This window comes from Desmonostoc vinosum (assembly GCF_059505385.1).
The window spans coordinates 24,405-38,836 of the sequence record NZ_JCACKM010000018.1; the positions used below are offsets into that span (position 1 = coordinate 24,405).

Genomic DNA, 14,432 nt, shown 5'->3' on the forward strand with positions numbered 1-14,432 from the left:
TGCGTTGCACAAAGTTTAATAACATTATACGTAGCTAGACATTTTTCTAAATTGCTGCCTGTGCAATTTCTTCTGCAATGTCTTGTAACCAGTGAAATTGACCTAATTGTTTCATTGTTTTTAAAGCTTTCCTTTGACGTTCGATAAAATCTTGTTTTGTTCTAGTTTCATAATCTTTTCTAACTATATTTTCTAAATCACCGAGTTTGTCATATGGAACTTTAATACAAATTTCATCCCAATCTACACTAGAGGGCAATACTACATCTGTGTCAACTAAAACTGGCACTCTTCCATATGCCAAAGTTTCGTAAAACCTAAAACTATAATTTTCTATAGCTCTTGGACATAAAATATAGGTATTCCTCAGCATGTGTTCTTGATAATTTTTTATTTCTTGCTGAGTTACTTTTGGTTGCTTGGCATATCGAATAATGTCGCCATCTAAATTAGATATCTCAAGTTGTTTGAGAGCATCTAGGCGAAAAAAACATGGTATAATTCCGATAGTTGCTGAAAATGTGGAAGTTCCACGATAAATGTAATTCAGATGTCTGCCTTGCAAGAACTGCTGCTTGATAAATGACGGTAAATGTGTGGCGACTTTTACACATTTTCTATTTTCATAGGTATTACCTAAAAAACCCACAGAAAGCGTTGGTTTTTCTTGCCATTCGAGATTTAGAGAGTCTGATACTTGAGCTTGCTCACTTACAAATGGAATAATTTTAAAGCGATTGGAATCAGACCAAGATCTATATCCAGAGAATCCAATAATATAATCTGGCTCTTCAGGAAATAATTCTGTTGTAGATGAAACAAGAACTGTCAGCTCATTGTTTTGCTTCTTTAATAATCCCCGAAGCAGATTAAATTTAGCCGCTGAGCAGTTGCATGTATCAAAAGACAGATCTTCAGAAATCTCTATGATCTCTAGATTCAGTCCCAGATTTGTCAGCTTTTCTTTGAGTAAAGAGTAGTATTTAGGCCCTCTTTGCAAAGCAACTATTTTGATGTTTATATTTTTCATAGGAGTTTCTGTGCAAACTTAAAGTATGCAAGTAACTAACTATTAACCTGTTAGTACTGACCATTAAAGCTACCTGTTGATTCTAACGTTAAATTATTAATTTATTTAGCGATTTCTTGAAAAGCGAGCTTTTTACCCCTCTGTCCTGCTTCATGAAAACGATATGCTTTCAAGCCGAACCGTAGGAATACATATAGTGAATATAGCTTTGATGATTTCCAAGATGTTTCAGGTGAGAGTTGACCTCGAAAATCTGCCAAAATCACCTGTGAGTAGGCTAAGCCCTCAACTAAACGCATAAGATAATTCTCTTCTAGACGGGCTTTGGGTATCAAATGAGTCAATTTCAGGGATGTAAACATTCCCGTACCCAAACCGATATCGCAAGCTGTAAATGCTAAATCTGAGTCGCCACAGGATGTGAGCATTTTACCTCTGCGGTCTAAATTTATGCGTTTGCGATCGCTACCAATCATTTCTGCATATTTTTGACCCACAACTTTGCGAATACAAAGCCCAGCTCCGCAAGGGGTAGTATCATGTTGATGCAGCAAGTTCGACCATTGATCTCGCTCAAACTCTCGAATTGCTAAATTTCCTAAATAAGGTTTTGCCCATGCTGGAGGTGGTACTTCAAATTCAGGTATAACTTGCCCACCCCAGGCCCCAATCAATGGAAAATCTTTACTAATTCTGAAGGCTGTTTCCAGATAGCTAGCTTCTAAAACATTATCATCATCAACAAACACTAATACTTCTGTTTGCGCTTGTTGAATTCCTCGCAGTCTCGCAGGTGTTAAACCTAGTTGTTCTTCTCGAACATGGCGTGCATGAGGATGCCAACTCAGATCTATTTCTGAAGCGAGTAATTGCTCACTAGCATTATCAATGAGCAATAACTCCCAATTTGTATTAGGCAATGTTTGAGATTCAAGAGACGCCAGTACTCGTAAAATGTAATCTTTTCGAGGATTATGAGTACATATAATGACACTCAAAAACAAATTCATAGTGATCACTGTTTCCTATTGCCTGTTCCCTTTCTTAATTTAAATATCTATTTTTTTCTCAGCAATTTAATCAACGGTGAAAAAAAGTTTAAATATTCTTTTCTTCTTTCTAAAGCTTTCTGCAAGTACTGGTAATCTTGCTCTTTAAGTGAATAAAGTTTTGGATGAACTATTCGCAGAGGAAATTTATTTTCATTGAAATATTCATGCTGAATCAAAGGATAACTTTTGAAAGCAGATTTTTGCACAAAGAGAAATAAATTTTGTGCGTACCACCATTCCACATTTTCATTTTCCCAAAATCTCTTTCTTAAACAGTCAACTACTAGGTATTCATGATTGCTAAAAAGATTTATCCAGTAATCAGGCCATTGGCAATTGATATGTTGGTATCCAGTTTGGTAAGGGATAGCTGCTGCAAATAAAATAACTGGGCCAAGGCTAGTCAAGGTTTGTACAAATTGCTCAGCACTCTCTTCAGGTAAATGTTCAGCAACTTCCAAAGAAACGACTAGATCAAAATCTCGATTGAGATTAAGTGGTTTGATGAGATTATGAACCAGAAAGTTTTTGGGCTTGATCCTCAGCATTTCTAAGTTGACGTGTTCGCCATCAATACCGAGAATTTCTTCAACACCATGCTCTTGAAAAACAGATAACCAATTACCTATTCCACAACCCACATCCACAACTCGCTTGGGCTGTATTAGCTTCATAATTAAAGGCACAACTTCGTGAGCAGAACTAGAAGATCCTTCATCTATATATTTGTAGCCTTCGTCTGTGTAAAATTGCATATTATTATTGATTTATGGGGTGATGCAATGCTGAATTTGTGAAAAAACTAGATTGTACTGATCACGATTTGACGATATAACAAATATTTTCTTTCTGAAAAATTCTGTCGCTCAGGCTATGAGTTGATAAATAATCATGAACTGCTTTAGAACAACCATCCCAAGCATAATAATCATCTATAATAATTAACCCACCTTGTTTAACTTGAGGATATAAAAACCTTAAACAATCCATTGTGGAGTCATACCAATCTCCATCCAATCTCAATATGGCTATGTCTGTTAGTTTGGGAGAATATTCTGGCAATGTTTCTGAAAACCATCCAGGAATCATTTGATGTTTATTGCTGCCAGACAGTTGCATTGCTTTCTCGGCAAAAGCAATTTCTGCTTTGCAATTATCGTGATAGTTAGAACCTTTGGTGTTTTGTTGCCACTCTTGTGCAGCTTTGCCGTCGATTTCTTTCGCTTCTGGAAGTCCCTCAAAACTATCAAAAAGGTAGTAGCTTCTATGACTGCCGAGTAACTCTGCGATCGCCGCAATCATTCCACCACGCCACACACCACATTCTACTACGTTGCCTGGGATATGATTAAAGCTTTGAGATAACTCCAAATTGTTAATAAAAGTACTCTTGGAGATCATTGTGTAATAACTGTATTTATCATAGAGCTGAGCAAGCTTTTCTTCATCACTAATCTTTTTGATCTCGTATCCTAAAAGCTCTACCATTTTTTGTAATGATCTTTTAAGGCTGGGCATTGGTTTAGCGATCGTCATTATTACCTCTTAGTTAATCAAAATTTAATATGTACTGTATGAGACAGTTGATGTGGGTACAATGTACCCATGGCTGATATGATGAGGAAAGGTTCTATTGGGTGTTGGAGAATCACAAACTTCAAAAAATATTGCTTCTTTGACCTCATCAAGAGTTTCTGTATTATGACTACCCAACCATAAACTAGCTAAATATTGCCCAGGAATCAGTGGTGGTAATTGAATAGATACATGAACTAAATGTTTGGATAAAGTACATTCTATAAATCCTTCAGTTTGTGGTAGCGCTTGCATAATAGCTGTACCAGCAGCATCTAAGATATCCACGGCTAAAAATGCGGGTTTATGCTTAGTTCTAGATTCCAAAATGATGTCTAATTCGAGAACCAAATTAGGTTGCTGACCTTGCAATTGTGAATTTATTTGAGTTATAACTAACCCTTCTTTATTCGCGTTTGCCACACTTGTCCATGCTGCCCCTATACTTTGGAGATTCTGTTCTTCATAAGTGTTGATGCATTGGTCTGTGGAACCTTGAGTTAGGATTTCACCCTTGTTCAACAAAATTGCCGTTGAGCATAATGAGCGAATTGCTGCCATATTGTGGCTAACAAACAGCACAGTTCTGCCAGCACCACTGACTTCTTTCATTTTCGTGAGACATTTTTTTTGAAATCCCGCATCTCCTACAGCTAGCACTTCATCTACTACTAAAATCTCTGGTTCCAAATGGGCTGCAACTGCAAATGCTAGCCTGACATACATCCCTGATGAATAACGTTTCACAGGTGTATCTAGAAATCTTTCTACTTCCGCGAACTCAACAATTTCATCAAATTTGCGTTTAATCTCCTCTTTACTCATCCCTAAAATGGCACCGTTGAGATAAATGTTTTCTCTACCGGTGAGTTCTGGGTGAAAGCCTGTACCTACTTCTAATAAACTAGCTACTCGTCCTTGAATTGATATTCTCCCTTTTGTGGGTTCTGTAATTCGACTCAAAATTTTTAATAAAGTCGATTTTCCAGCACCATTACGGCCAATAATCCCAACCCTGTCACCCTGTTTAATTTCAAATGAGACATCTTTCAATGCCCAAAATTCTTCACGGGTGGCATCGTTTTTTTGTTTGCTATAAGGTTTGAGAATTTTTTTGCTGAGTGACTTGGCATTATATACAATCACATCTCGCAAAGCTTTATATTTAAAACCTTGTTCTTGGTGATTCAAGACGTATTTTTTGCTGAGGTTTTCAACTCGAATCACTGTTTCAGCCACGCAGTAAGTCCCCTTTAAATTCGATAGATTAAAAGTACTAAATTAAACTATGGTTTGCAAAAGTAGAGTTTTACACTTATTTGTATTCTCTCATATCAAAACCTGCAATGCAGTATTTCAGTTGCGACCATATAATGTGTAAGGGCCATAAGGCTGAGACTTGATTGTATTCGGCGTCTGACCTGTATATCTATTATTTGTGGGGCCAAGAGTAAAACTTTTTTGCTGTCGCAAACCAGCCCCTTCTATTCGCTCAATCATTTCAGGCTTAATTTTGGCTGGAGTAATAATAGCAAAGTCAACGTGAGTAAAAAAACGTTTTAGAGCTTGATGATCTTGTTGATTTTGCAAATCTAAAGTGTTGATATCGAAAGGAAAAAACATTTTCCAACCTAATGACCTACCTGCATAATACAACTCCAAAGGATTTATATACACCTTCTGAGAACCTGCACCAATTAATGAAGTTCCCGATTGGTATAATATGTTGGGGTTTCTGAGGTCTTTTTGAATCAAAGCCGTAGCAGGACGAACAATTAATGATAAAACAAAACACCAAGTTAGTAGTAGGATTAAAAGCCCAGAAAAGACCCGGTTAAAATTTGTTTTAGCTGTCTCCTTAAAAGACTGATAAGTGCTACTGGCTAAGCATAAGACATACGGTAAGAAATAAATAGCACGAAATGCATAAACTTTTGTAGACAAAAGAAATATAGCTACTAATAGTGTAGCAAAAACTAGCTTTTTATCACGAGCATGAATAATACCAACTACAGCAGTTATGGGTATTAATGGGCTGATATTATATGTAGAAGCTAGATGATGAAATATTATACTAATCTCTGACAAAATATCGTAGCGTTCTCTTAATGTTCTATCGCTACTAGAAATTAATTTTAAATCACTCAATGCCATAGTCAATTGTTGCCAAATAGGAATGACTAATAAGCCTGCTGTGATTACTCCTCCTAATATAAAGGCAATAATTTGTTTGACAGCTAGTTTTCCACTTTTATCCAATGCTTGTACTTTCAAAATGAGTTCAATAAATTCCACTCCAATTAATGGATATAGTAAAATAGCCGATGGCCAAACAATAATACCTGTAATAGCGAAACTACCTGCTAAAGCAACTAGCCAAGTAGATGTTTGAGCTTTTTGAGTTTTGTCTATTGCTAGTCTTAATAGTGAGCAAGAACTAAAACATAAAGCAAGTGCCCAACAGTCAACGCGAACACCACGATAACTGTGTACAAACATCGGCTCAAGCACAAATATTAAAGCTAATAGCCATGCCAATTGTTTAGGAGTTTTGCGAGATAGTAAATATCCTAAAAATATTGTGGCTGCAATCATTGCTCCTATAAGTGAAGCGAGTCTAGGCCCAATCATTGAGAGATTACTGGCTCTAAAAGCTAGTTCTTGTAATGTTGCTCCTAGATAAGAAAGTAAAACAATTGGTCTATCTAACTGTACCGACCAGTTAAGCGACCAATCGCTATATGGTTCAAGAGTGCGCCTACCAAATTCTATGGTTTGAACTTCATCAATCCAAGCCAGAGAGGAAATTGTGAGTGTACTTAAATGCGCTAAAAATATAATTATTAGTGCCACAAACCATGTGACCCAATACTTACGGTTTGGTAGAGTATGATGATTCTCCCAAAAGTTCAATGACATAATTAAATGGGAATTGATACTGTTGATATTGTCCTCTAAAAGCTATTCCTTTGATCAAAAATTTACTGCGAGCGCCACAAATAATTTTCAAATCAAGCAAGCAGTAATTTGGCTATTTGATCAGCAGCATCACCGCTACCATATAGTTTTGGAGCTTCTTTTGGTATGGTGAAGTTAGCGATCGCATCATTTAAAGTCTCAGGTTGGACTAGATGATTCCAACCCACATCTACTGTTTCTTTCCATTCTGTTTCGTCACGCATTGTAAAGCATGGACGCCCCAAAATATAAGCTTCCTTTTGAATCCCTCCAGAATCTGTCACTACAGCTTTACAGGCGCTTTCTAGCATCAGCATATCTAAGTAACTAACAGGTGGAATAGCGATAATCGATTGCTGTTCTAGATAGTGATTTAAACCCGTCGTGCGGATTTGAGCAGCTGTCCGGGGATGAATTGGGAAAACAACAGGATAATCTAATTTATTAAAGCTTTCTAAAATTGCGCTCAGGCGATGTTGATTGTCAGTATTACTTGGTCTATGAATTGTTGCTAAGTAAAATTCTTCTGGATGCAATTGATATTTTGCTAAAATATTAGAAGTTTGTTGCGCTTTCACTTGATAGGTGATAATCGCATCCATCATCACATCTCCAACCAAATGCACCCCAGAAAAAATCCCTTCTTTTTGCAAACATTCCACAGCCAATGGCGTTGGTGCAAAGAGAAGCTGTGCCAGATGATCTGTAACCACTCGATTAACTTCTTCTGGCATTTGTCGATTAAAACTTCGCAATCCTGCTTCAATATGAGCTAGGGGAATATGCAGTTTAGCAGCAACTAAAGCACCTGCCAAGGTAGAGTTAGTATCTCCATAAACACATATCCAATCAGGAAGTTCTTGTTGCAGCAATAAAGACTCTATTTGCTCCATCATGCGACCTGTCATCGCTCCATGATTCAAGCTATGAATGTTTAGGTGATAATGGGGCTGAGGTAAGTCTAGATCTTGGAAAAAAATATCAGACATTAATGAGTCAAAATGCTGTCCTGTATGGATAATAATTTCCTCAATTCCCGCATTTACCAACGCATAACTGACAACAGATGCTTTAATAAATTGCGGTCTAGCTCCTAAGATAGTAACGATTTTCATACGTTATTTTTACTATAATATTTGTGTTGTAAACGTACTACTTTTTTGGGTTGAAAAGCTTGGCGAACAATTAATTGATAAATGTACTTTAAGTGGCTCCAAATAACTTTTGCTACACGGAGTTTTGATTGCCCAAACTGCCGACGACTCAATTCAGCAGGATATTCTACCACTCTATATCCCTGTAACATTGCTTCTGCCACAATTTCTACTAAACCAAGAAATCCTGGGTGAGTGATAGGTATACATTCTAAAACTTCCCGACGATAAGCACGGAACATACTAGTGTATGTGTATAGCTTTTGGGGCAAAACTAATCTATAAAGCCCGGACAAACCTTTGCTGAGAAATAAACGCCAGCCAGGAACATTTTTGACTTTACCTTTGGGATGATAAGGAGATGCTGTGGCAATATCGATATCTTCATGCATCAAGTTCATCAAACCAATCAAATCCGCAGGATCATAAGTACAGTCACTATCTATAGTGCAAATAATATTACCTGTTGAGTATACAACTCCAGTTCTAATGGCTGCTGAAAGTCCTTGATTTTGTGGATGACTGACTATTTGAGCATATTCGCCTAGATGTTGTTGCAACTTAAAAAATGTGTCGTCACTACTACCATCGTCAACACAAATAACTTCTACTGTCCTTTTTGATCGCAACTCTGCCACAACTGGCAACAATCTCTTTTTCAAAGATTCAATTCCTTCAGATTCATTAAAGCATGGAACAATAATGCTTACTGATTGTCTTCTCTCTAATGGTTTTTGTTGCCAAACTGATAAATTCATTTTCTCTAACATCCTAAATAAGATATATCTACTAACTTGAAATCTTAAATAAATAAGATTCCCAACTTCTCTACAAGTCGGGAATCTGAGTTTTCTGATTTTTATCAAAACAACCAACTAACGTCCAAAAGCAATCTTAGCAAACGGCACTTGTCTAACTAGTTGCAATTCCCCAGATTTGAGATCTATGTTGTATAAAGAATTACCAAGTTTTTGGCTTTGAATATTAGCGATCGCAAATACTTGACCAGAGGGAGAACATGCTAAACTCAACAAGTCATTTCCTAAAGTAGCTTTTTGAAAATTCAATTGTGCCACCTGTTTAATTTTACCTCTACCAGTAACTAGTGCTAAATCATCTAAGTCAAACTCAACCAAAGTTGTCACACCTTCATGATCAAGACTAGTCGCGTAAATTTTACCGTCTGGTGTTTGAGTTAGGTTGCTATAACGTTTAGTGTCTGAAAGTTCCGGCAGAGCGAATTTAGCCCCATTAACTATTCTGCCTGTTTGAATATCAATCCCAGCTGTAACAAAAGGTGGTGTGCCTGCATTCAAACTAACTATACTGATCAAGTTATCGCCTTTGATAGCTAGCAGACTTTCAATTGTACTATTTACCGACTCAAATCCCGATACTCGTAGACCTTTTTGGAGGCGCGAAGATTTAGGATCAATGACACTCAAGCGAGTGAAATCACCACTGCTGGAACTTAATACAGAAGCAGCAACAAAACTACCATTTGATAAAGTAGTTACACCTGTCAAGCGCTCAACAGGATTAGTATAAACTGCTTTAGTAGCAGTTTCTTTAGTTAAATTTAAACGTACATTTTCTACAACTGTAGAAAGTAATTTTACAGTTGAAACTACTTTTCCACTCAAGGTATCTAAAGCCGTAACCGTTATTTCTGGCGTAGACTTAGCTAAGTTAAGAACGTCTACATTTTTGACCAGACTATCAACAGTGTTAATTCTCACAAGACTATTAACAGTGCTAGTTACTAGGTTGTCAGCAGCATTGGCTACACTAAATCCATAAATAACCGATGATGGATTTTGAGCGATCGCTTTACCCGCAAAGTTGCTTAGTGCTGTTGTTGCCGCGCTGGCAAGCACTATTTGACCAAACCTTCGGCGTCTAATTCGTAAATTCATAACTTCTACTTCCACCTGATGAGTTAGCTACTGAGTACAAAAATTACTTGATATCGGGGACTGGGTATTAGTAAAAATTCTTTTATTCCCCATTCCCCATCCCTTTTACGTAGGCACAATGATCCCGGCACCTGGAGTTTGCGGTTTAGCACCCATATCTGCTAGAACGTTGACGGCGATTTGCTTGGCGCGAAGATCTTCGCGGGGAGTTTGTACACCGTCACTATCCAGTCCCCAAACCCATTGAATTGAGCCTGTGGAAAAGACCTTTGCGCCACTAGGAGCAGTATATTTAACTGCATTTGATATTTGGTAATTAGTTTGCCCAGCCACATCTCCATCAGTAGTTTCCGGGTTAACTGTTGATGCCCCAAGTGTAACTAACCCAGGCGGAGTAAAACCATTATTCACAATTCCATCCCATTCAAACCCTACTAAGAGAGTTAGTTTGTCACCGTTATTTAGACCAGTGTTGGCATAGTAAGGATCACTGCTATTGCTGACAACAAAGTCATACCCACCGTATACCACAGTGCGATCGCCTGTGTACATAATTCCCAACAGCGCATTTTCTGGCTTATTATTCTCTGGGCTGCGGAATTTATTAGTTGGGGCTACAGGATCTTGCGCCCATTCACCCTTGTAACACGCCATGACTCGATTCGCTTGACCAGCACCTGAGTTCTCGAACCGCACTCGCCAGTAGGCTGAATTGGCACAGAAGAATCCTAAATTTGTTGGTGAGCCAGCATCGCGGGCTTGCTCAACATGATTGCGCTCTTCCATTGACCAGTACTCATCATGCCCAACTGATAGAAAGACTTCGTGCTGACCAAGCAGTCCTGAATTAGAGTGGACATCTACATTTGTCACGTAGGTGACATCATAGCCTTGAGATTCTAGCCAACGGGCCATGTTGTATTCCCAACGCAGCATCCGATCAAAATCGCTAGATCTAACAGTGGTTTGTGAAAAGGGCCGGTCATAGGAAACCTTGAGAGCTTTTTGACCACCGACACTGTTGTATCCATACAAGCTGCTACCCAAAACAGCCATCCCACCGTTATTGTAAGCAAGGAAAGTATTAAAGCTGCTTTGAAATAAGATATCCGCAGTGCTACTGTCATTACGTACCACAAACCATATTTGCGACTCTTTGCCACTTGTTTGATCTGTCAATTTGGCAATATATAATCCACTAGTCCAGTCGTTACCCACCGCTAGATTGTAAGAAACAGACCAGTTATAGCCCTCGTAGAGTTGTATATTACCACCTTGTGTGAGTATCAAAGCCGGTTGCGTAATTCCATTCAATGTGCCACTGCTCACCATCAACCGTCCGCCAGCACCGCCGTAATAACCTAAACGGTAAACATCAATTTTGTAGGGCCCTGGTTGAGCAAGGGACACTTTCAAACCCAAAGTACTACCCTTGTTGACACTAGTAGCTGTAGCGTAGCCAGCAATCTCAGTTCCAGCTTGATTAAAGTAGTCAATTCTCCAGTTGGAACTACCAGTTTTGCTATTTTCTAAAACAATTGGATTTTCACTTCCCGCTGGCGGTAATGCGGTAATTGAGAAACTCGTGTTACCTATACCAGGAGCAGTTGCAGTCACAACTATAGTACTACTTGGCCCAGCAGGTATAGAGCCGATAGTCAGCGTAGTACTTGCTTGACCACTAGCATTTGTCACAGCACTAGTAGGTGAAACTGTACCACTGCCATTAGTGACAGCAAAGTTGACCGTGACTCCCGACTGGGGACTGCCACCAGAACCTCTGACTCTCACAACCAATGGATTAGATAAAGTAGTCCCCGACGTACCCGTTTGATTATCACCACTCACTTTGGTAATGCCACTACCAACCACAAATAAAACATCGCGGAAATAGTTGCTATTTTGGTAAGAACTGGTAGGGAAATCATGGATACCACCGTATAAACAATTACTACCATCAGCTACTGTGCTGAGATCTTCATTTACCGTAGAACTAGATAGTCCACCGGCAGTCATGGCAAAATGGCTATTGCAGTTGACGCTCACAACGTAAGTTGTGTTGGCTTGAATGTTGAGTGGGCTACTAAGAGTCGCCTGCTGCCAACCAGAAGCTGTTTCATTTGTGAACGTCACGGTTGTTAAAGGAGTTCCACCTGTAGCTGCCCAGATATTACCAACATGAGTACCACCTTCACTCGCCGCTTTCCAGTAACGGATACCGACAAGTTGACCAGCACTGGCACTACGGAACTTCATGCCTAATTCATAGGTACTACCATCGGTAGCGTTTTGATTACTCGGTGTTTGAGTTGTGAATACTGTCTGGGTAGTAACCCCTGCTGGAGGATTAGCAGTTGCAGTGAAGGTCACACTGCCATATCCAGATGCTGATGCACTCACAGTATTTGTCACCGGACTCGTGGCACCAGGCGCAGCTCCTAAAGTTAGTGTAGTACTTGCTTGACCACTAGCATTGGTGACTGCACTGGTAGGTGAAACTGAACCACCGCCGCCAGTAACAGCAAAGTTAACTGTAACTCCCGATTGGGGATTTCCAGCAGAGTTTTTCACTTGCACAACCAACGGATTAGCTAAAGCAGTTCCAACCGTACCCGATTGATTATCGCCACTGAATTTGGTAATTGTCGGTGTGGCGGTGACGCTGAAGGCTATGTCACGGAAATAGTTGCTATCCCGGTAGGAATTTGTCGGGAAATTACCAGCACTACCAAACACTCCATTGTTGCCAACGACAGTGCTGAGGGTGCCGTTAACCATCGAGGTCGCTAATTGATCGTAAGTAATAGCAAAATGACTATTGCAGTTAACGCTAACAATATAGGTTGTGTTGGCTTGAATGTTGAGTGGAGTACTGAGAGCTTGCTGTTGCCAACCAGAAGCTGTCTCACCTGTAAATGTCACAGTTGCTAAAGGGCTGCCACCTGTAGCAGCCCAAATCTTACCAACGTGAGTGCCAGTTTCACTATTGGCTTTCCAATAACGAATGGCTGTGATTTGCCCGGCTTGGCTGGTGCGAAACTTCAAACCTAGTTCGTAAGAAGTGCCCCCATCGGTAGCGTTTGGATTACTGGGTGTTTGAGTTGTAAATATAGATGGCATATGTATAACCTGTACTAATTGGATGACACTCATTCGGTTGTGAGTGTGGTACAAATATCAAACTCATCCCTTTATATGGATGATCTAATGGTCAATAAACGGTTTATATTTCTATAAACCTACTTGTGGGATAATACTGATTCCAGATATGAAGTGAAAAATATAATTTAACTACTTGTGGAGTTAATTATTTTGATATAAAAATTGTGCCTGCCTACTTAACAGTGATTTTCACTCTCAAATCTAGTTAATTTAAAACAAATTTTTATTAATAAAATTATCTACATGTTTGACAACTGTATTATTATTCAGTGTGTCATTCACAAACTGCGAGTTGTTCAACACAAAAAAGTCATTGTGTTCTGTAACAACTTTGGGAACTAGGCTTGAGTAGTTTAAGACTTGTAGTGGTTGCATTTTGGCAGCACGATTAATGTGTACTGCTACAATGTCATCTGTTGTGATTTCTGGAAATATTAAACGTAATCCTCTAAAAAATAACTTTCGCACTTCATCATCTGATTGTTGCAAAAGCGGATCATCGGCCGATACATATTTAGGGAAGTAGGTGATATGTAATCCTGCTGTCTCTTGCAAGGAAACTAAGTTACTCATACCCAGTACTCCCGTAAAGGGAATACGTTGATCAGCAAGATTTACTATGTAATAGGGAACTAATGCTTTGCGAGTAATTAGTGCCATACAAATAACACCCAAATACTCTACTCCATCTGTGGCAGAAATGTTCACTAATTCAGGAGCAGCAACTTGTTGCAGAATGTTAACCGGGCCAGTAAAAATTACTTTGTCAAAATGCTCTTTTTCGCCATTGTGTTCAACCCATACCCCACCTTGCAAACAAGGCGCAATATATTCAACTTTTGCTCCAGTGCGAATCTGACTGCCACTAGCGCTAATTAATTTATCTAATTGATCAAAAACACTTTTGTACCCGCCTGCGACATAACCAAGTTGTTCTTTATGCAAAGAGGAATCACGAGCGGAAAAGAGACGTTTAATATATGACCAAATAAAAACAGCAGAGACGCGCTTATAATTTTCCCCCACCTTGGCTAACAATAAAGGTTTCCAAAGTTTTTCATATGTATTCTTCCCTGAAAGTTTTAAAAGCCAATCTTCAACAGGAATTGTCTCTAGTCTGCGCCAGTTTTTGATCTTGGAACCATACAAAAGAGTAATGGCTAACCTCAGCTTGCCAATGAAAGTTAGGGGTGGAAAGCGCAGAAATTCTACACTATTGCTAATAGAATATAATTTTTCATCGATGTAGCATCCTGTCAGCGTTGAACGCCAACGTAATTGCTCGCCTAATCCAATCTCCTTGATAAAGTTAATTAGGTAAGTATCGGAAGGGAGAATGACGTGATAAAAACGATCCCAAACAAAGGGGCCGTAATCATGATGAGTGGTGAGTCCACCCAGTTGCTTATTACTTTCAAAAACGGTTATTTTATGACCTTGCTGAGAAAGACGATAAGCTAATGCTAAGCCCATCATCCCACCACCGATGACACCAATATTCATATATCTTAAAATTGATTGAAAAAAGTAGTTTATTAATTAGGATATGCTAAGAATTAAGCTAGCATATCCTGTTTTGTCTGGT

Annotated in this window: 11 protein-coding genes; all 11 read right to left on the bottom strand. The window is 38.9% G+C overall.

Annotated elements, in window-relative coordinates:
• Positions 1–46: 46 nt before the first annotated feature.
• The 11 genes from AC5JMF_RS02000 to AC5JMF_RS02050 all read right to left on the bottom strand — a co-directional run bounded on the left by AC5JMF_RS02000 (position 47) and on the right by AC5JMF_RS02050 (position 14,350).
• On the bottom strand, positions 47–1,030 hold the full coding sequence (locus AC5JMF_RS02000) for an exostosin domain-containing protein (RefSeq protein ID WP_495794050.1): 984 nt from the start codon (positions 1,028–1,030) through the stop codon (positions 47–49).
• Between the two features lie 101 nt (positions 1,031–1,131).
• On the bottom strand, positions 1,132–2,040 hold the full coding sequence (locus AC5JMF_RS02005; protein WP_495794051.1) for a glycosyltransferase: 909 nt from the start codon (positions 2,038–2,040) through the stop codon (positions 1,132–1,134).
• Between the two features lie 47 nt (positions 2,041–2,087).
• The gene (locus AC5JMF_RS02010) at positions 2,088–2,837 is read right to left on the bottom strand and encodes a class I SAM-dependent methyltransferase (RefSeq protein WP_495794052.1); all 750 of its coding nucleotides are present in this window, start codon (positions 2,835–2,837) and stop codon (positions 2,088–2,090) included.
• A gap of 61 nt (positions 2,838–2,898) precedes the next feature.
• Positions 2,899–3,618, bottom strand: a complete 720-nt coding sequence (locus tag AC5JMF_RS02015; protein ID WP_495794053.1) for a TylF/MycF/NovP-related O-methyltransferase — start codon at positions 3,616–3,618, stop codon at positions 2,899–2,901.
• A 24-nt stretch (positions 3,619–3,642) separates the two neighbouring features.
• Complete coding sequence (locus tag AC5JMF_RS02020; protein ID WP_495794054.1) at positions 3,643–4,896, bottom strand: ABC transporter ATP-binding protein; 1,254 nt, start codon at positions 4,894–4,896, stop codon at positions 3,643–3,645.
• Between the two features lie 117 nt (positions 4,897–5,013).
• Positions 5,014–6,576, bottom strand: a complete 1,563-nt coding sequence (locus tag AC5JMF_RS02025; protein WP_495794055.1) for a glycosyltransferase family protein — start codon at positions 6,574–6,576, stop codon at positions 5,014–5,016.
• A gap of 92 nt (positions 6,577–6,668) precedes the next feature.
• The gene (wecB, locus tag AC5JMF_RS02030) at positions 6,669–7,730 is read right to left on the bottom strand and encodes a non-hydrolyzing UDP-N-acetylglucosamine 2-epimerase (protein WP_495794056.1); all 1,062 of its coding nucleotides are present in this window, start codon (positions 7,728–7,730) and stop codon (positions 6,669–6,671) included.
• Complete coding sequence (locus tag AC5JMF_RS02035; protein ID WP_495794057.1) at positions 7,727–8,527, bottom strand: glycosyltransferase family 2 protein; 801 nt, start codon at positions 8,525–8,527, stop codon at positions 7,727–7,729. The genes wecB and AC5JMF_RS02035 overlap by 4 nt, the downstream gene beginning before the upstream one ends.
• 117 nt (positions 8,528–8,644) lie before the next feature.
• On the bottom strand, positions 8,645–9,685 hold the full coding sequence (locus AC5JMF_RS02040; protein ID WP_495794058.1) for a hypothetical protein: 1,041 nt from the start codon (positions 9,683–9,685) through the stop codon (positions 8,645–8,647).
• A gap of 105 nt (positions 9,686–9,790) precedes the next feature.
• Positions 9,791–12,805 carry a N,N-dimethylformamidase beta subunit family domain-containing protein gene (locus tag AC5JMF_RS02045; protein WP_495794059.1) on the bottom strand — a complete coding sequence of 1,005 codons (3,015 nt, stop codon included), beginning with the start codon at positions 12,803–12,805 and terminating at the stop codon, positions 9,791–9,793.
• Positions 12,806–13,057: 252 nt separating this feature from the next.
• Positions 13,058–14,350, bottom strand: coding sequence for an NAD(P)/FAD-dependent oxidoreductase (locus AC5JMF_RS02050; RefSeq protein WP_495794060.1), 1,293 nt, complete (start codon positions 14,348–14,350; stop codon positions 13,058–13,060).
• Between the last annotated feature and the right edge of the window lie 82 nt (positions 14,351–14,432).

Excerpts from the sequence above, each read along its gene's own strand:
- AC5JMF_RS02000 (WP_495794050.1), bottom strand. The coding sequence starts at position 1,030 with ATGAAAAATATAAACATCAAAATAGTTGCTTTGCAAAGAGGGCCTAAA.
- AC5JMF_RS02005 (WP_495794051.1), bottom strand. The coding sequence starts at position 2,040 with ATGAATTTGTTTTTGAGTGTCATTATATGTACTCATAATCCTCGAAAA.
- AC5JMF_RS02010 (WP_495794052.1), bottom strand. The coding sequence starts at position 2,837 with ATGCAATTTTACACAGACGAAGGCTACAAATATATAGATGAAGGATCT.
- AC5JMF_RS02015 (WP_495794053.1), bottom strand. The coding sequence starts at position 3,618 with ATGACGATCGCTAAACCAATGCCCAGCCTTAAAAGATCATTACAAAAA.
- AC5JMF_RS02025 (WP_495794055.1), bottom strand. The coding sequence starts at position 6,576 with ATGTCATTGAACTTTTGGGAGAATCATCATACTCTACCAAACCGTAAG.
- wecB (WP_495794056.1), bottom strand. The coding sequence starts at position 7,730 with ATGAAAATCGTTACTATCTTAGGAGCTAGACCGCAATTTATTAAAGCA.
- AC5JMF_RS02035 (WP_495794057.1), bottom strand. The coding sequence starts at position 8,527 with ATGAATTTATCAGTTTGGCAACAAAAACCATTAGAGAGAAGACAATCA.
- AC5JMF_RS02040 (WP_495794058.1), bottom strand. The coding sequence starts at position 9,685 with ATGAATTTACGAATTAGACGCCGAAGGTTTGGTCAAATAGTGCTTGCC.
- AC5JMF_RS02045 (WP_495794059.1), bottom strand. The coding sequence starts at position 12,805 with ATGCCATCTATATTTACAACTCAAACACCCAGTAATCCAAACGCTACC.
- AC5JMF_RS02050 (WP_495794060.1), bottom strand. The coding sequence starts at position 14,350 with ATGAATATTGGTGTCATCGGTGGTGGGATGATGGGCTTAGCATTAGCT.